At 66.7% G+C, this 19,560-nt stretch carries 7 protein-coding genes and 1 pseudogene; 6 read left to right on the forward strand and 2 right to left on the reverse strand.

Annotation, left to right across the window (positions count from 1 at the left end):
- Positions 1–3 precede the first annotated feature (3 nt).
- From Rai3103_RS17275 to Rai3103_RS01750, 4 genes are read left to right on the forward strand one after another with little or no spacing between them, the layout of a single operon-like run.
- Positions 4–1,224 carry a hypothetical protein gene (locus tag Rai3103_RS17275; RefSeq protein ID WP_228489077.1) on the forward strand — a complete coding sequence of 407 codons (1,221 nt, stop codon included), beginning with the start codon at positions 4–6 and terminating at the stop codon, positions 1,222–1,224.
- Positions 1,225–1,250: 26 nt separating this feature from the next.
- Entirely contained in the window at positions 1,251–4,697 is a 3,447-nt protein-coding gene (locus Rai3103_RS01740) for a DNA methyltransferase (protein ID WP_228489275.1), read from the forward strand.
- Positions 4,694–11,437: a DEAD/DEAH box helicase gene (locus Rai3103_RS01745; protein WP_422396020.1), complete on the forward strand. Its 6,744-nt coding sequence runs from the start codon at positions 4,694–4,696 to the stop codon at positions 11,435–11,437. The genes Rai3103_RS01740 and Rai3103_RS01745 overlap by 4 nt, the downstream gene beginning before the upstream one ends.
- 28 nt (positions 11,438–11,465) lie before the next feature.
- Positions 11,466–13,508 carry a UvrD-helicase domain-containing protein gene (locus tag Rai3103_RS01750; protein WP_422396027.1) on the forward strand — a complete coding sequence of 681 codons (2,043 nt, stop codon included), beginning with the start codon at positions 11,466–11,468 and terminating at the stop codon, positions 13,506–13,508.
- Positions 13,509–13,988: 480 nt separating this feature from the next.
- Here the strand turns inward: Rai3103_RS01750 and Rai3103_RS01755 are convergent.
- A pseudogene (locus tag Rai3103_RS01755) lies at positions 13,989–15,301 on the reverse strand (ISL3 family transposase).
- 816 nt (positions 15,302–16,117) lie between these two features.
- Between Rai3103_RS01755 and Rai3103_RS17280 the strand changes: the two are divergent.
- A complete protein-coding gene (locus Rai3103_RS17280) occupies positions 16,118–16,450 on the forward strand; it encodes a hypothetical protein (RefSeq protein ID WP_228489078.1) in 333 nt (110 codons plus the stop codon).
- Between the two features lie 89 nt (positions 16,451–16,539).
- Positions 16,540–18,249, forward strand: coding sequence for a hypothetical protein (locus tag Rai3103_RS01760; protein WP_153571142.1), 1,710 nt, complete (start codon positions 16,540–16,542; stop codon positions 18,247–18,249).
- On the opposite strand, the gene Rai3103_RS01765 is transcribed toward Rai3103_RS01760, so the two are convergent.
- Entirely contained in the window at positions 18,221–19,534 is a 1,314-nt protein-coding gene (locus Rai3103_RS01765) for an ISL3 family transposase (protein WP_153573528.1), read from the reverse strand. The genes Rai3103_RS01760 and Rai3103_RS01765 overlap by 29 nt on opposite strands.
- Between the last annotated feature and the right edge of the window lie 26 nt (positions 19,535–19,560).

The following is a 19,560-nucleotide window of genomic DNA, read 5'->3' on the forward strand; positions in this document are numbered from 1 at the left end:
GCCATGGCGACCAGCGATGCCATCGTCGATGTCGAGGACTGGATCTCCGAGCACTTCTTCACCGCCGAAGCCAAGGGCGAGAGCTTCCAGCAGAAAGTCCTGATCCGGCGCAAGGAGTGGGAGGAACTCGACGGTCCGGACGGATCGCCACGGTCGAGGTTCACGTCCTCCCGCAGCAAGCTTCTCGACGCGCTCACCGCGCTCTACACCGACGGGAACACCGACCCCGCGACCACCGCGCAGCGGATCACCGATCTCTACCGCGATCTGCGGACGATCCTCGGCTACGCCACCGGCGAGTTCCACATCGAACAGTCAGGACCGGTCCGCTTCTACAACACGCTTGGCGTGACGGCCGACGCACCGTTCGTGATCATCGGCGCCAAGCCCGTTGATGCGCTCGACGAGCTGCTGCCCAAGGACCAGAAGACCCTGCTGTGCCCGTTCCCGATCAGCGAGAAGGACGAGCTGACCTCGGTGTCGCGGACCCTGTCACACCTGTTCGTCCGCGAGGACGGGCCCCAGTTCGCCTTGGTGATGGCCGGGCGCTGGCTGGTCGTCGCCGAGCGCAGCCGCTGGCCCGAGGGCCGCTACCTGGCCGTCGACCTCCAGACGGTCGCCGACCGCAACGACGCCAAGCGCGGCGGTGAGATCGACAAGGCCCTGACCTGCCTGGCGGCCGACTCGTTGGCCCCGGACGCCGACGGCGCGATCTGGTGGACGAAGATCCTCGAGGAGTCGATCAAGCACACCGTCGGGGTCAGCCAGGACCTGCGCGAGGGCGTGCGGCTGTCGGTCGAGTTGATCGCCAACGACGTCGTGCAGCGCCGCAAGGCGAAGGGACTGCCCCACTGCCGGCCGACCAGGCCCAGCCGCTGGCCCGCCAGTCGCTGCGGTTCATCTACCGGCTCCTGTTCCTGTTGTACGCCGAGGCCTCCCCCGAGCTCGGCGTGCTGCCGGTCGGCGCACCGGAGTACCAGGACGGCTACAGCCTGGACCGGCTGCGCGACCTCACCCTGGTTGAGCTCGGCTCCCCGCACGCCCGCACCGGCACCCACCTGTACGACTCGCTCGGCGTGCTGTTCCGGTTGGTCGACCAGGGCCACCACGCGCCAACCGCCGACGCCGATACGGACGAGGGGGCAGGCGCCCAGGGGTTGGAGTTCAACAGCCTGCGCGCCGACCTGTTCCTCCCGAAGGCGATCGAACACATCGGCGAGGTGAAGCTCGGCAACGCCGCCCTGCAGCAGGTGTTGCGCCACCTGCTGCTGAGCAAGGAGCAGAAGGGCAAGGACCGCGGCTTCATCTCCTACGTCGACCTCGGCATCAACCAGCTCGGCGCGGTCTACGAGGGGCTGATGTCCTACACCGGCTTCTTCGCCGAGACCGACCTGTACGAGGTGGCGAAGAACGCCAATGCGGAGAAGGGCTCGTGGGTGGTGCCGGTCGAGCGCGCCCACGACATCGCCGAGTCGGACTTCGTCACGACCACCGATCCGATCACGGGCGAGACCAAGCCGGTGATGCACGACCGCGGCACGTTCGTCTTCCGGCTGTCCGGGCGGGAGCGCCAGCAGTCCGCGTCGTACTACTCCCCCGAGGTCATCACCCGGTTCGTCGTCTCCCAGGCACTGGAGGAGCTGCTCGACCAGGACGGGCAGCGTACGCCGGCCCGCGACATCCTCGACCTGACCGTCTGCGAGCCAGCGCTCGGCTCCGGCGCGTTCGCGGTCGAGGCAGTGCGTCAGCTCGCCGAGCAGTACCTCAGCCGGCGGCAGGAGGAGCTGGGCGAGCGGATCGACCCCGACCAGTACCCACAGGAGCTGCAGAAGGTCAAGGCCTCGATCGCCCTGCACCAGATCTACGGGGTGGACCTGAACACGCAGGCCGTCGAGTTCGCCGAGATCACGCTGTGGCTCGACTCCATGTCGAAGGACCTGCAGGCTCCGTGGTTCGGCCTCCACCTGCGCCGCGGCAACTCCCTCATCGGCGCCCGGCACGCGGTGTACAGCCGCGACCAGATCACCTCCCGGGCCTGGCTGACCATACCTCCCACCGACATCCCGCTCACTGGGATCGCCGAGAAACTGCGCGACGACACCCGCGACATCGACCTTGGCAGCTGCATTCACCACTTCCTGCTTCCGGCAGACGACTGGGGCTCGACCGCAGAGGCCAAGGAAGCCAAGGAACTCGTCCCCGAGCGGGTCAAGCAGATCAAGGCATGGCGGAAGTCGATCACCCGGAAGCTGACGACCAAGCAGCTCAACGCTCTCGAGGAGATCGCCCACCAAGTCGAGGCACTGTGGATGCTCGCCTACCGGCGGCTGGTCGTGGCCGAGCAGGAGTCTCGCAGAAGCATCAAGCTCTGGGGCCTCGACGAGGAACTCCCTGGCTCCACTGTCACCCGCGAGCAGATTGAGGAATCCCTCGCCGACGAGGACGGCGCCTACCGGCGACTGCGCCGGGTGATGGACGCCTGGTGCGCCCTATGGTTCTGGCCGCTACACGGTAAGGAAGTCTGGACCGAGGACGATCGGCCAAAGATCGACCCGCCCAGCCTGGACGAGTGGATCGACGCACTGGGCCAGCTCGTCGGCTCCAACAAGCAGACTCGCCGCGCCGCCCAGCACGGCGCCGACATGCTGCGGCCCGACAACGCGTGGGCGACACTCGCGGCCCAAGAGGACTTCGAGATCAAGGGCGCGGGCGCCCGCCCGATCGCAGAGGTCAAGCAGCAGCACCCCTGGCTACAGGTATGCGATGATGTCGCCGCCGAGCAGGGCTTCTTCCACTGGCACCTGGACTTCGCAACCATCTTCGGCTCCGGCGGCTTCGACCTGCAGGTCGGCAACCCGCCCTGGGTGCGGCCCCGCACGGATGTCGAGGCCCTGTTGGCGGAAGGTGACCCGTGGTGGCAACTCGCCCTGAAGCCCGGCGAGGCTGAGAAGCGAGCCCGCCGTGACGCGACACTGGCACTCCCAGGCCTCCGCGACTTGGTCTTAGGTGCCACAACTGACACGGTCGTCTTGGCCGAGTACACCGGCTCAGTTGTCGACTATCCGACCTTGGCAGGTCTCCAGCCCGATCTCTACCGATGCTTCATGTCGCAAACGTGGGCACATTCGTCGATGACGGGGATCGTGGCGCTGGTTCATCCTGAGTCTCACTTCACAGATGAAAAGGCCGGACGGCTACGACGGGAGACCTACGCCCGACTTCGCCGTCACTGGCAGTTCATCAACGAACTCCTGCTCTACGAAATTGATGACAAGCGCATTTACGGAGTTCACATTTATGGGACACCCCAGGGACAAGTGCAGTTCCTGTCAGCATCGTCTATTTTCCACCCTGACACCGTCGAGCGCTCGTTACACCACAGCGGCGAAGGGGAGCAGCCCGGTTTCAAGGACCCGAGTACCCGAACGTGGGACCTCCGACCGCACCGCTCACGCATCATCCATGTCACAGAAGAGGTACTTGAGTCCTGGCACAAAGTCCTAGAGGAGAACGGGACTCCTATCGCGGAAACCCGCATGATTTCCACAGTAAACACCGCCGTCGCCGATGTGCTGACCCAACTCGCTCGAAATGACCGGATCGGATCGCTTGGCTTGGAGTTCTCCCGCGGTTGGGACGAGAGTATCGACCGCAGGAAGGGCCGCTTCGAGTCTCGCTGGGGAGCCCCGGACTCATGGCGTGAGGTGATTCTACAAGGTCCCCACCTGCACGTCGCAACGCCGTTCTTCAAGTCGCCCAACCCGACAATGAGGAACAACCAAGACTGGTCGTTGACCGACTTGGAGACCCTCCCCCCAGAAGCGCTGCCCGTGACGGCGTACAAGCCTGCCGGGGACCCCGCTGGCTACGATGCCGAGTACACACAATGGAAATCAGGCCCAGCGCGTAACTTCTATCGCATTGCATGGCGCGAAATGGCAAAGAACAGCAACGAACGCACACTCATTTCCGCCATTATTCCACCTGGGCCCGCACACGTTCATGCGGTGAACACATTCAGGCCCACGGGAGCCCTCGAATTGGTTATAGCGCAAGGACTCGCCGCATCCCTAACTGCCGACTTGGCCGTTCGATCATCGGTCAAAGATCACATCAATGGCGGGGTAATCCGTCGACTTCCTAAGCCGCGCGAGGACTCCCCAGGCCTTCGTGCACTTCTGCTCCGCACGCTCCGTCTCAACTGCCTCACTGACGCGTACGCGGGCCTGTGGCGCGAGCTCTGGGATGACGCGTACGCCACCGAGGCATGGGCGGGCGGTGTGGAACGGCCCAACCGTCCGGCGTTGGGTGCTGCCGGGCCGGAGTGGTCGGTGTCCTCGCCACTGCGGATCGCCGAGGACCGGCGCAACGCGCTCGTGGAGATCGACGCCCTTGTCGCGCTGATGCTGGGCGTTACCGCCGACCAGCTCTGCACGGTTTACCGCACCCAGTTCGCGGTCCTCTACGGCTACGACCACAACAAGTACCTCTACGACGCCAACGGCCGCGAAGTACCGAACTCGGTGCTCACCGTGTGGCGGAACAAGGGCAACCGGATCACCGCTGAGGAGCGCACCGCCACCAACCAAGCCGGGAACACTTACACGTACGAGTTGCCGTTCCGGGTGCTCGATCGTGAAGCCGACATGCGGCAGGCATATGCCGAGTTCGAGCGGCGGCTGGCAGAGCGTTCATGAGTGAGTTGCTGCCGACCCTCCAGGCCCGCGACATTCAGCGCGGGCTGCGGGACTATCTCACCACGACGTTCGCCCTCGCCGACTCCGATGCCCGGCGCGCGCTCGATGACTTCCTCAGCGACGAGCACGACGGCATCTTCAAGGGCCCGTACGTGCGCATGCGCCTCCCCTACCGCGCAGCGCCCAAGTACGCCGAACCGTCGCTGGAGTGGCAGCCGCCCTACCCGCCGTACGCCCATCAGGCGACGGCGTGGTCGCGGCTGACCACCCTCGACCGGGGGCCGGACAAGCCCCGGCCACTGCCGACCCTGGTCACCACCGGCACCGGTTCGGGCAAGACCGAGGCGTTCCTCTACCCGATCCTCGACCACGTGCTGCGAGCCCACGACCGAGGCGTCACCGGCACCAAGGCGCTGATCCTCTACCCGATGAACGCGCTGGCCAACGACCAGGCGCTCCGCCTCGCCAAGCTCATCGCCGACCCGGCGAACGGGCTCTCCGGTGTCACCGCCGCCCTCTACACCGGCCAGGACAGCAAGCCCCGCACCCGGGTCAGCGAGGACAGCCTGATCACCGACCGCGGCATCATCCGCGACTCGGCCCCCGACATCCTGCTGACCAACTACAAGATGCTCGACCAGCTGCTGCTGCGCGAGGAGGACCAGTCGATCTGGCGCCAGAGCGCCGAGAGCCTGACCTACCTGGTGCTCGACGAGTTCCACACCTACGACGGGGCCCAGGGCACCGACGTCGCGATGCTGCTGCGCCGCCTCGGCCTGACGCTGAAGAGCCACTGGGCACCCAGCACCCACACCGAGGATGAACTGACCCGCCCGCTGGGCCGGATGACCCCCGTCGCGACCTCCGCCACGCTCGGTGACAAGGGCGATCCGGCCGAGATGGTCGGCTTCGCCACCACGGTGTTCGGCGAACCCTTCAGCGCCGACGACGTGGTCACCGAGACCCGGGTCAGCCTCGACGAGTGGTGCGCCGGAGCCCATGCCCGCGTCGCTGCTCACCACATCTCCCCCGCCCCGGTGCAGGCCAGCCTCCTACGGACGATCAATGCCGCTGTCTCCCAGCTCGGCGAGGCACCTGAGCCGCACGATCTCGCGGTCACCGTTCTCAACGGGCTCTATCAGCCCGACGACCCCAGCGCCGCGGCCCAGCGCAAGCCGCTCACCGCGCTCGCCGACCTCGAAGCCCTCGCCAAGGCGCACCCGCTGGTGCGCTCCCTGATCGAGCATGCGGTCGACGCGACCAGCCTGGCGAGCCTGGCCACCGAACTGGTCCCGCTGGCCGGGGCAGGCCCCGACTTGGTGGCGCAGGCCACCGAGTTCCTCACCGACCTGGTCGGCGCACTCAGCCACCTGCGCGCCCAGCTCGGCCGCGGCTTCGTCACCATGGAGACCCACCTGTGGGTCCGCGAACTCACCCGGATCGATCGGCTGGCCAGCACCTCCCCCGGTTATCGCTGGTCCGACGACGGCGTGGTCACCGGAGCCGCTGGCGGGGTGACCGGAGACCCGGGCGCCGTCGCGTTCCCCGCCGTCTACTGCCGCCACTGCGGCCGGTCCGGCTGGGGTGTCGGGCTGGGCCCGACCGGGACCGGCCTGGACCACGACGACAAGCGGATCCGCGCCGACCACGCCGCCGGCAACGGCCGCTTCCGCGCCCTGATCCGGGCCACCAGCTCCGAGGCCGAGCACCTGGCCGCCAACCCCGGTGAGAACAGCGAGTTCGGCTGGTTCTCCGTCCGCGGCCGCGAACTGACCCGGACCGACCCGGGCGAGGAGGAGCGCCAGGAGAGCGACTACCTGCCGGTCCTCACCCACTGGGGCGACAACGCCGACGACGCCTCCCGCCAGGACACCTGCCCCGCCTGCCAGAAGGACGACGGCATCCGCTTCCTCGGCTCGGCCATCGCCACCCAGCTCTCGGTGACGCTGTCCGGCCTGTTCGGCACCGACAACCTCGACCCCGCCGAGAAGAAGGCCCTCGTCTTCACCGACAGCGTCCAGGACGCCGCGCACCGGGCCGGGTTCATCGAGTCCCGCTCGCACACCCTGACGCTGCGCGCCGCCCTGCGCGCCAGCATCGGTCCCGAACCGGCCACACTGAAGTCGCTCGTCGCGACGGTCCTCTCCGACGCCGGTAAGGACCCGTTCCGCCGCTACCGGCTGCTGCCGCCCGACGTGGTCGGCCGCGACGACTTCTCCGCCTTCTGGCGTACGGATGCCTCCGGTCCGGCCCGGGTGGCGGCGACGCGACGGGTGGAGTCCCGGCTGCTGTTCGACACCGTGCTGGAGTTCGGCCTGCAGGCCCGGCTGGGTCGCACCCTCGAGCTCACCGGCTCGGTCGCCGCCCAGGTGGACGCCGGGATGCCCGCCGCGCTGGCGAACATCGCCCGGCAGGTGATCAAGCAGGCCGACACCGAGCCCGCCCTGTTCACCCCGCTCGACCAGCGCCCCGACGACATGCTCGTCCGCTGGGTCCGCGGCGTGCTGGAGCACATGCGCACCCAGGGCTCGATCGCCCACAAGTGGTTCGACAAGTACATCGAGAACGACGGCAACCGCTGGATGATCTGGGGCGGCCGGCCCAAGGGTCAGGGCATGCCCGCCTTCCCGAAGGGCCGCTCGGCCCCCGGGTTCCCCCGCGTCGGCGGCGCCCAGCTCAAGGGCGATCCGCTGCTCGACCCGGTCACCAGCCCGCAGAGCTGGTACTCCCGCTGGGCCAACAAGACCCTCGGTGTCACGCCGCAGTTCGGCGCCCGGCTGAGCAAGGCGCTGCTGCAGCGGCTCGCCGACGCCGGGATCCTCACCGCCACGACGACGAAGTCCTCGGCCACCGTCTACGCGATCCCGACTGACCGGGTGCTGGTCTCCGAGCTCGACCTGCCCGGCCTGCAGGCCGGGCGGTACCGGCTGCACTGCTCGGTCTGCCACACCGAGCACCCCGGCACGGCCGAGACCGTCGACCAGCTCGTCGGCGCGCCCTGCCTGATGGTCCGCTGCTCCGGCACCCTGGATCGGGCGCCCATCGAGGACAACTACTACCGCCACCTCTACGACTCCTCCGACATGCGCCGCGTCGTCGCCCGCGAACACACCAGCCTGGTCCCCGACACCGAGCGCCTGGCCCGCGAGGGCGCCTTCCGGTCCTCCCGCGCCGACTCGAGCGCGCCGAACGTCCTCGTCGCCACACCCACCCTGGAAATGGGCATCGACATCGGCGACCTGTCCGCGGTCTTCCTCGCCTCACTGCCCCGTACGGTCGCCTCGTACGTCCAACGGGTCGGGCGCGCCGGCCGCCTGACCGGCAACGCGCTGGACATGGCCTTCGTCACCGGCCGCGGCGAACACCTGCCCCGACTCGGTGACCCGCTGTCCATGATCAACGGCGCGGTCCGCCCGCCGGCGACCTACCTGAGCGCCGAGGAGATGCTCCAGCGCCAGTACCTCGCGCACATCCTCGACGAGTTCGCTCGAGACCCCGGGCGGGCGCATCCGCGGCTGGCCGAGGCGGTGATGGCCTCGACCGAGCCGGGCACCTTCCTCGGCGACCTGGTCACGTACGCCGAACAGAATGCCGGGCCGCTGCTCGAGCGCTTCCTCAGCGCCTTCGACGACCTGCTGCCGGCCGCCGTCGCGAACCTGCGAGCCTGGGCCACCCCCGGCGAGGCACCGCGCAATAGCGGTCTGGCCGCGATGGTGGTCGGGGCGTCGGGGCGCTGGGCCCGTACGGTCCAGGAGCTGCGTCAGCGCAAGCTGACGATCCAGAAGGAGATCCCCGACCTGCGCCAGCGCGCCGAGGTCCCGGCCGCGACCGAGGACGACAAGCGCGACCTGCGGATCGCCGAGGCCACGCTGAAGATGACCAACGGTCAGATCGCCGAGCTGACCACCGACCACTGGATCGGCACGCTCGAGGCGTACGGCATCCTGCCGAACTACACCCTGGTCGATGACAGCGTGCACCTGGACGTCTCCGTCTCCTGGCTCGACCCGGACAGCCAGACGTACGAGTCGGACTCCTTCGGCGTCGACCGCTCCGGCGGGGCCACGCCGCTGCGGGAGTTCGCCCCCGGGGCGACGTTCTACGTGCACGGCCTGGAGGTCGCGATCGACGCGGTCGACCTGGGCCCGAACGCGTCGGCGATCCGCGCGATGGCGATGTGCAGCGAGTGCGGCTACGTGGAGGACATGGCCCTCAGCGGCCACCAGCAGGATCCCCAGCCGTGCCCACGGTGCGGCAGCTCCTCCACCCGCGACACGGGCAACCACGTGCCGGTCGTCGAGCTCAAGCGGGTGACCGCGGCCGTACGGCGCGACGAGGCGCTGATCTCCGACCGCTCCGACGAGCGGCGGCAGGTGTGGTTCGGGATCGTGCCGGCGATCGACGTCGACCCGGCCGAAGTCGCCGAGCAGTGGTATGTCAAGGGCTACGACTTCGGTGTGAAGTACCTGCGCCGGATGACACTGCGCTGGTTCAACGTCGGTGAGCAGGGCGAGTTCGGGCAGAAGCGGCGGATCGCCGGCAAGGACATGGTCGCGCCGCTGTTCCGGGTCTGCGTCGGCTGCGGCTGCCGTGACCTGACCGCAAAGAGCAATAGCCGGAACGAGCACCGGCCGTGGTGCGCCTACCGGACCAGCAGCGACGAGCACGTCGAGGAGATCGCGCTGTCGCGGACGCTGCAGACCCAAGGAGCGATGATCCCGCTGCCGATCTCGGTGACGACCGGGGACCCGTTCGCGATCCCGAGCCTGTCGGCGGCACTGAAGCTGGGGCTGCGCGAGCAGTTCGGCGGCGCGCCCGACCACATCGGCGTCGCGGAGGTGCCGGACCCGGTCAGCACCGAGCTGGGCACCCGCGAGGCGCTGGTGCTCTACGACACTGTGCCCGGCGGAACCGGCTACCTGGCCGAGCTGTCCGACCCGGCACGGGTCCACGACCTGCTCTACCAGGCCTGGCGCAAGGTCGCCGAGTGTCCCTGTCGCGACGAGGAGCGGCTGGCCTGCCACCGCTGCCTGCTGCCGCTGGCAGCGGGGCGCGACATCGACCGGGTGTCCCGGCAGGCCGCCGAGCGGCACCTGGGAGCGATCCTGACCGCAGGACGCCTCGACGAACCCGAGCCGGACCTGGTCTGGGACGTCACGGTCGAGCGGCCGCCGGCGGATCCGTCGATGTCGCCGCTGGAGCTGCGCTTCGCCGAACTGTTCCGGGCGCTGCTGGAGGACCTCAACGCCACCGTCCAGGACGTGCCCGGGACCTGGGGCAACACGATCCGGGCGAACGTACGTCCCCGCCGCTGGACGCTGGAGCCGCAGGTGCCCGTCCTCAACTCGAAGCCGGACTTCGTACTGCGTTCCGACGACACGAACGTCCCGCCGGTCGCGATCTTCACCGACGGGCTCGCCTACCACGCCAGCGTCGCCGTGAACCGGCTGGCCGATGATGCCGGGAAGCGATCCGCGCTGGCCGAGGCGGGCTATCTGGTCCTCAGCGTCACCGCAGCGGATGTGAGCACTGAGGAGAAGCGACGGGCCGACGAGCGGATCACCGTCGCGGCGCCGGAGTGGTTCGACGAGGCGCAGGCCGGCGTGGTGGCGAACCATGGCCAGTACCAGTCCGGCGACTACGCGGTGGTCACCGGCGGCCCGTTCGCCTTCCTGCGTCGATGGATCCGGGCGCCGTACGCCGATGCGCAGCGTCGGATGGCGGACCACCTGCCGATGATCTTCGCAACGTCAACCCAGGCTGTCAGCGGGGTCGTCACGGCGAACCAACCCGCCGCCGAGCAGGCCCGCCGGATCCTGCAGGGCGGCTCGCCCGGCGTCGTGGTCGGCGAGACGGTGCCGGCCTGGTGGTGGCACCGGGGTCCCCTCGTGGTGTTCTCGCGGCTGATGCCAGCCGATTCCATCGAGGTCGTCGCCATGGTCGACGATCGGCCCTCGGCGGTCGGGTCGGCCGGGTTCCCCGATGCCTGGTGGGACTGGCTGACCGTCGCGAACGGACTGCAGGGCCGCCAGATGCCGACCACGATCACCACGCTGGAGCGGATGAAGTTGGCCGCGGCGCAGAAAGCGTCCGGACCGGCGCCGGCCGCTTCGGTCCCGGCGTCGGGGACCGGCGGTCTCCGGGCCGAGGTGTTCACTCCTGGCTGGAAAACGATTCTCGACGGGGCACTGGAGGACGAGCGCAGCCTTGGCGAGGAACTGGCCCGGGCCGGGTTGCGTACGCCCGACGCGATGGGCGACGAGGTCGGCGACACCGGCATCCCCGCCATGTTCTTGTGGGAGGTCGAGCACGTGGTCGTGTTGAGAGACCTGGTCGAGCAGGACGTCGAGGACCTGCGTACACGGGGCTGGACGGTGCTCGGGCCGGAAGCCACCGACATCGAGGCGGCCCTCAGCGGCGCCGCTGACCGGCGCAACGAGGGCAGGAGGGCGTCTGATGGCCGAGTCGAATCTGATCATGATCAAGCCGTTGAGCAGGATCGATCCGCGGCTGCGGAGCAAGGCCTTCGCCTTCCTCGAGAAGCTGACCGAGGACGACAGCGCCCCCGGGCTGCATATCGAGCCGATCAAGAACAGCGCGGATCCTCGGGTACGGACCGGCCGGGTCGACCTGCAGTTCCGTGCGGTGCTGTTCCGTCTGACCGGCGCGAACGACGTCTCGTACGTCTTCCACGGCATCTGGAACCACGACGACGCGATCAGGATCGCGCAGCGGACTAAGCTGAAGACCAATCCGGTCAACGGCCTGATGGAGGTCATCGAGGCAACCACTCCAAAGGAGGAGCCGGCCACCTCGACGTGGGTGCCCTCCCCTGGGGCGCCGACCGCGGCAACGAGCACGGCGGACGCCGGGCCCTCTCCTGCCACCGGGCCGGCAGCTGTCACTGGGACGGCGCCGGTCCTCGGGGCCACAGCCGGTACAGCGCCCGCCCCGGCGCCCGGCCCTGCAGCCTCGGTAGAGAGCGCCATCGTCCCCACCCGGAGGCCCTGGCAGGTCGCCGCCACCCGCGCCGAGTTGGTGAACGGTCTCGGCCTCGACGAGGCCCTCGCCGAGCGGGTGCTGGCGTGTGCGGACGAGGACGCCATCCTCGACCTGGCCGGCGCGTTCGTCGACTGGCGCAGCAACGCGCTGCTGGAACTGGCGGCCGGCGCAACAGTCGCCGAGGTCAAGGATCGCCTCGAAATCACCGAGGCGCCCGGCCGCGACGACAGCGACCAGGCCATCCTCGACGGTCTGCGGCAGCCCGCCTCACAAGGGGCGTTCACCTTCGTGGAGAACAACGACGAACTGCGCCGGATCATCGAAGAGGGCGACTTCGGCGCCTGGCGCGTCTGGCTGCACCCCGAGCAGCGCAAGTACGTGACCCGTGACTACCAGGGCCCGTTCCGGCTCTCCGGCGGCGCCGGCACGGGCAAGACCGTGGTCCTGCTGCACCGCGCCCGGCGACTCGCCAAGGCCAATCCGCAGGCGCGCATCGTCCTGACCACCTTCACCACGAACCTCGCGGACGCCCTGGCCCGTGACCTGAGTCGACTCGACCCGGACCTGCCCCGGGCTCAGGAACTGGGAGATCCCGGCGTCCTGGTCCGTGGCGTCGACGCGCTGGCGTACGCGGCCATCAAGTCGGCCGGCTCCGAAATCAGCGCCGCCGTCGACGATGTGCTCGGAGCCCCGAGTTCCCACGTCCAGCAGCGCACAGCCGGCGATGCCTGGAAGGCGGCGATCGCCACGGCCGGGTCCGACCTGCCGGCTGCCCTGCACACCCCCCACTTCTTGCAGGCCGAGTACGAGGCCGTCGTCCTGCCGGGGCACATCACGGCGCAGGCCGATTATCTGCGCGTCCGCCGGCCCGGCCGGGGCGTACGCCTCAACCGCAAGGAACGCGCTGCGGTGTGGCAGGTCATCGAGGCCTACCGGGCAAGCTCCAGGGTCGAGGGCACGCTCGACTTCGCCGAGGCCGCGACTGTCGCGGCCGCGCACCTGACCAAGCAGGCGGCCGAAGGACAGGGTCACCGGGCCGACCACCTCCTGGTCGACGAGGGCCAGGACCTCTCCCCCGCGCACTGGCAGCTACTGCGGGCTCTGGTCGGCGAGGGCCCGAACGACCTCTTCATCGCCGAGGATTCCCATCAGCGGATCTACGGCCACAAGCTCGTGCTGGGCCAGTACGGGATCCGGATCGTCGGCCGGTCGCAGCGCCTGACCCTGAACTACCGGACGACTGCGGAGAACCTGCACTTCGCCCTCGGCGTGCTCGACGGCGGGACCTACGCCGACCTGGAGGACCAGCCCGAGGAGACCGGCCGCTACCACTCCTCGCGGCGAGGGCCGGTACCGCAGGTGATCGCGTGCGGGTCGATGAACGGGGAGCTGGATACGGCCGCCAACCTGATCCGCGGCTGGGCCGAGCAGGCGCCGCAAGAGGGACGGGGTACGGAGACGATTGCGATCCTTGTACGCGACCAGTACCAGCGCGACCGGGTGGTCAGTGGTCTGGGCGAGCGCGGAGTCAACGTACGCCCCGTGGATCGGGAAGCGGTCAAGCCCGGCCCGCCGGTGGCGATGACGATGCACCGGGCGAAGGGCACGGAGTTCTCGAAGGTGCTGCTGTTCGGGATGAGCGAGAAGTCGATCCCGAAGATCGTCAGAGGCGCTGATTACTCCGTCGACGAGAAGCAGGATGCGCTGCTGCGGGAACGGTCGCTGCTGTACGTGGCAGCGTCGCGGGCCAGGGATGAGCTGGTGGTGACGTGGAGCGGGGAGGCGAGTGAGCTGCTGCCGAGGGGGTAGACGCCAGATCCGTGAGCGGAAGTCGGCAGACCGTCGACCACTTGATTGCACCTCGCCACCTTCTCAACTTCTCACATTTTTCCCTCCTCGCAAGTCTGCGAACTTGCTTGTGAGACATAGAGATTACAAACAGAAAGAGCTGCACACCTCCCAGCACCGGTGAACCACCCGGATCGGTGGAGTTGATCATCGTTTAGGAAAACGATCGGTAACCTAGGTCACCATCCTCTAGAAACGACGCAGACCTAACAGAGAGGCGCCGCAGCATTCCTGCCTCGTGAGCGGAAGTTAGACTCGCAGCGACCCGCATACACGCGACGCCTGAATTATAGCCTGTGGCTCTCCACACGGGCCTAACGGATCGTCGGCGGAGCCGGGAAGGTGCCCTGTTCGTCCTAGACCGCCTCAAAATGCTGGCGCCGTTCCACAGGCGTCTTTCGACGGATATTCGCATTACCAATATTCACCAAAGCTGGCTCTTCACAAAAGAGAGTGGAGTCGGGGTCTGAAGCCCCCGGTGTCGAGCAGTGCTCGTAGCCGGTAGTGGACAAGGTTCCGGAAGCCGAGGGCGGTGCCGCGTAGGTGTTCCAGTCGGCCGTTGATCGCCTCCGTCGGCCCGTTCGAGGTGCCGGGATGGTCGAAGTAGGCCAAGATGTCGGTGCGGCGGCGTTTCAGTGTCCGTCCCAGCGTGATCACCTCACCCAACGCCTTCGGGACCCCGTGGGAGATCGAGGCGATCAGCGCTGTCATCATCTGCTTGCCGTCGGCCCGTGACGGCTGTCGGTAGGCCTCGATCACCCGCTGGTAGACGCCCCAGGTGGCCTCGACGGCGACGTGGGCGTCGTCGGCGAACACCGCTCCGATCCGGGCAATCTGCCTGTCGGTGAGCAGGCCGGCGCTGGTCCGCAACGCCCGGCGGATGCCGTAGAGCGGGTCACCCGACCGGCCCCGATGCCCGCGGGTGGCCTGCTGGATCCGCTGTCTGGTCTGGTCGAGCTTGTCTCCGGCGAGGGCGACGACGTGGAAGGGGTCCATCACCTCCGCCGCGTCGGGCAGTTCCTCGACAGCGGCGGTCTTGAAGCCAGTGAACCCGTCCATCGCGACGACCTCCACCCGGGCGCGGAACGCTGCGGTCTGGTCGGCGAGCCAGGCCTTGAACACCTTCTTCGAACGTCCCTCGACCATGTCGAGGAGGCGCGCCGGGCCCGTGTGGTCACGGATCGGGGTCAGGTCGATGATCACCGTGACGTAGCGCTCGCCGTGGCGGGTGTGGCGCCACACGTGCTCATCGACCCCGATCACCTCCACCCCGCCCAGACGGGCAGGGTCGGCGATCAACAGCTGGCGGCCTGCGGCGAGGACGGCCTTGTTCGCGGTGTTCCACGCCACGCCCAGCGCCTGGGCGATCCGGGCGACCGACATCCGATCGATCACCAACGCGCGCAAGGCCCACGTCACCGCGTCACGCGACAGCTTCGCCCGCGCCGAGGCGGCCGGCCGCAGGTCCTGGCGCCACACCTTGCGGCACTGCGAGCACCGGTAGCGGCGCACCCGCACGTGCAGGATCGTCGGCCACCAGCCGAACGGGACATGCGCCAGTCGGCGGGTCACCATGTCGCGGGCAGTCCCGCGTTGCCCGCACGCGGGACACACGTCACCGGGCGCGACGACGTGGCAGACCAGAACGGTGTGGTCGGGAGCGACCTGCTGGCCGACCACCGTCGGCCGAGACGATCGAGGCGGCAGAACTCGTCCAGGCAAGGAGTGGACAGGGGTGACGTAGGCTGGGACATACGGGCCTTGGGCTTGGCGATGACGGCGTAGAGAACCTCCATCTTCCAACCCAGGGCCCTTCTTCACGCCCATGTCCCAGAGTCGGCCCCAGTTCAGTGCGCACCTACACCCTCAACTGCGAAGAGCCCCAAAGCTCCTTACATACATTCTTCTCGTCTACCTCAATCCAAACGAGGACGAGGCCTTGGCAGTCCGGACGAGCTTCTGCTGTGGGCCTCTTTGCGGGAGAAGGGCCGCCAACCCTGAAGGGGAGCAGCAAGCAAACGGGCCCATGCACGACCGAGGCGGCCCGTCTCCACGCGAAATACCCCAGGCTCGGTTCGAGCTACTCGGCAGTCACTTCCAATCGGCATGGTCCTGGACACGCCGGAGAGCACTGTAGAGCTGCACCTATCCTGTCACGGCGAAGGGAGGAGGATAGCTAGGCCTGCAAGAACGAACGACGAAGTACAGAACTCGTTGAAGCAGCAACGGGCGGAATGCTTTCAGATCCCCGACCTATCGATCCGTGACCTCGTAGGCCGAGCCTCAAGGAGCGGCGCAGACTCTTTCGACTCGGCAAGCGAATTTTCGAGACATGTCAGAGGCGTGGCGTTAAGATGATCGGTGGCCACGAAGACGAAGTCCCAGCCGACAGCGGATCGGGGAAGAGGTAGCTGTTGGTGCCCATTAGGTCTGCATCGAGGCACGTCAGCACGGATGCATCAGACTTGCCGAAACTCAGTGCCAGCACCTTACGTCTTCCCGTGTCCGAAGAAAGAGGCCGGACCGCTTCTTGTGGAACTTCAAACGTCACACTGCCACGGTGGTTGAAAATGAGTCTTGAACCTATCCATCCAGACCTGCTAAAGGTCGCCCTTGATCGCGCTGACGGTAACTCGTTCGAGTTATTTGTCAATCAGCTCTACCCCGCCATTGCGGGCAGCACATTTGCCCCCCTCGGTGGCATGAAAGACGGAGGGGCTGATGCATATGAGACCCCAGTTTACGAGGACGCCACGCGCCCCAATAGATTCTATCAAGCCAGCATTGAGTCGGAGATCGAAAAGAAAGTTCGTCGAACGATCAAACGACTTCGCGAATTCGGCCGCGAGCCACGAAGCCTTGTCTATGTAACCCCCACGTCGTTCGATACACGGATCAACTAGAGTCAGCCCTTGCGGACGAACTAGATGTAACGGTCACTATCCGTGATCGAAATTACATTCAGAGCCACATCAATGACGGACCTCAAACGATGGCGGCGTTCGACTACCACCTGCGCTCACATACAGACTTCCTCAAAGGGGTCGGCAGGTCGACCATTATGCCGGTTTCACAGCATGTTAAATCTCCAGCCGTCTTCGTCTTCTTGGCGCAAGAGTTCTCTCGCCACGACGGCAACCAACACCTGGTAAATTCTATGACAGATGCGCTAATTCTATGGGCTCTTGAAGGGACTGACCCTGATGAAGGGGTTTTGCGATCCCAAGAAGAGATTCTGCAGCGGATTGCCGGCGAACTCCCCGGCGTGAAGGCGATGGTTGATCGACGATTGAAGAAACGTTTAGCGGCAATGTCCGCCAAGAGTTATCCCGGAGGGCGGGCCATCCAGGCTCACCAGAAGAAGGACGCCTACTGCCTGCCATACCAGACTCGGAGTCGAATCGAATCTGAGAGTGCAGCGGATGAGGCATTGCAAGTAGGATTTCGCGAACGCATGGAGATTCGCATCACATCTGAGAGGCGCCCCGGTTTGGGCGATACTGGTTTACGCGCTGCTGTCGACGTGGCTCAACGTGCTATCCAAGTCACATTTGAGACGCAAGGACTAGAATTTGCAAGTTTCCTCGAAAAGAGAGACAACGAAATTCGCCCCTTCCCGACCATTACGGAGGCCATCAAGAAAGCTCTCACAGAACGGGGCCAAACAGGTAGCCACGCTGGTCTCGTCGGCGAGGCAGCGCTGGGAGCACTGCGGGGCGTCCTCTATGAGTCAGACCCCGTCGAGCGGGAATACTTGCACAAGCTTTCTTTGACTTACTCACTCCTCTTCACCCTGAACACAGAACCCCGCCTGATTGAATATTTCCAGAACTTGGCCGGCGACTTCTATCTTTACGTGGGAACTGATGTTCTCTTACGCGCCCTTAGTGAACACTTCCTTCCCCCAGCCGACCAAGTAACGCGAAACACGCTCGCCATTGCAGCCCAACAAGGCGCCAAGCTTATATTGACAGCACCAGTCCTTAATGAGGTGTGTAGCCATCTTCGGGTCTGCGATCACGAATACAGGAACCACATTGCAGGCAGTGAAGATCATCTACCATATGAAATTATTCGAAACGTCCCTCACATCATGTTGCGAGCATTCCTTTATGCGCACATAAACACAGACCTCGGCTCTTCCCGGCCTTCAAACTGGCAGGGGTTTGTAAACATGTTTTGCGACTACCCCGACCTGCACCACGACTCGACCCTGAAAGATGTTCGCCTTTACCTGTGTCTCGCATTCAACATGCAGTATCGCTCGGAAGATGAACTTGCCCACTACTATGACGCCAAAGAGGTTGATCGCCTTGGTGCCGCTCTTGCCCAATCCAAGAAGAACGACGTGCTGGCCCGCAATGATGCCCTACTCGCCTCAGCCGTCTATGGCCGTCGCGTGAAGCGTCGCGAGGACGCTAGCGCCACAGAATTTGGGCTTAGCACTTGGTGGCTTACGGGTGAGACGTCTATTCTGCGTCACACCAGGGACCTGGTGCGGAAGCATAACGCCCAATACATGATGCGCCCCGATTTTCTGTTGAATTTTCTCACCTTGGCACCAAAGGCGGCTGACGTGCGCACCACATTCAAGAACGTCTTTCCAGGACTGCTGGGCGTCTCCCTGGGGCGGAGAATGGACGTTGACGCATTCCATGAAGTAATGAGGCTCTTCACAAAAGAGAGTGGAGTCGGGGTCTGAAGCCCCCGGTGTCGAGCAGTGCTCGTAGCCGGTAGTGGACAAGGTTCCGGAAGCCGAGGGCGGTGCCGCGTAGGTGTTCCAGTCGGCCGTTGATCGCCTCCGTCGGCCCGTTCGAGGTGCCGGGATGGTCGAAGTAGGCCAAGATGTCGGTGCGGCGGCGTTTCAGTGTCCGTCCCAGCGTGATCACCTCACCCAACGCCTTCGGGACCCCGTGGGAGATCGAGGCGATCAGCGCTGTCATCATCTGCTTGCCGTCGGCCCGTGACGGCTGTCGGTAGGCCTCGATCACCCGCTGGTAGACGCCCCAGGTGGCCTCGACGGCGACGTGGGCGTCGTCGGCGAACACCGCTCCGATCCGGGCAATCTGCCTGTCGGTGAGCAGGCCGGCGCTGGTCCGCAACGCCCGGCGGATGCCGTAGAGCGGGTCACCCGACCGGCCCCGATGCCCGCGGGTGGCCTGCTGGATCCGCTGTCTGGTCTGGTCGAGCTTGTCTCCGGCGAGGGCGACGACGTGGAAGGGGTCCATCACCTCCGCCGCGTCGGGCAGTTCCTCGACAGCGGCGGTCTTGAAGCCAGTGAACCCGTCCATCGCGACGACCTCCACCCGGGCGCGGAACGCTGCGGTCTGGTCGGCGAGCCAGGCCTTGAACACCTTCTTCGAACGTCCCTCGACCATGTCGAGGAGGCGCGCCGGGCCCGTGTGGTCACGGATCGGGGTCAGGTCGATGATCACCGTGACGTAGCGCTCGCCGTGGCGGGTGTGGCGCCACACGTGCTCATCGACCCCGATCACCTCCACCCCGCCCAGACGGGCAGGGTCGGCGATCAACAGCTGGCGGCCTGCGGCGAGGACGGCCTTGTTCGCGGTGTTCCACGCCACGCCCAGCGCCTGGGCGATCCGGGCGACCGACATCCGATCGATCACCAACGCGCGCAAGGCCCACGTCACCGCGTCACGCGACAGCTTCGCCCGCGCCGAGGCGGCCGGCCGCAGGTCCTGGCGCCACACCTTGCGGCACTGCGAGCACCGGTAGCGGCGCACCCGCACGTGCAGGATCGTCGGCCACCAGCCGAACGGGACATGCGCCAGTCGGCGGGTCACCATGTCGCGGGCAGTCCCGCGTTGCCCGCACGCGGGACACACGTCACCGGGCGCGACGACGTGGCAGACCAGAACGGTGTGGTCGGGAGCGACCTGCTGGCCGACCACCGTCAGGCCGAGACGATCGAGGCGGCAGAACTCGTCCAGGCAAGGAGTGGACAGGGGTGACGTAGGCTGGGACATACGGGCCTTGGGCTTGGCGATGACGG

This window comes from Raineyella fluvialis (assembly GCF_009646095.1).
GTDB lineage: Bacteria > Actinomycetota > Actinomycetes > Propionibacteriales > Propionibacteriaceae > Raineyella > Raineyella fluvialis.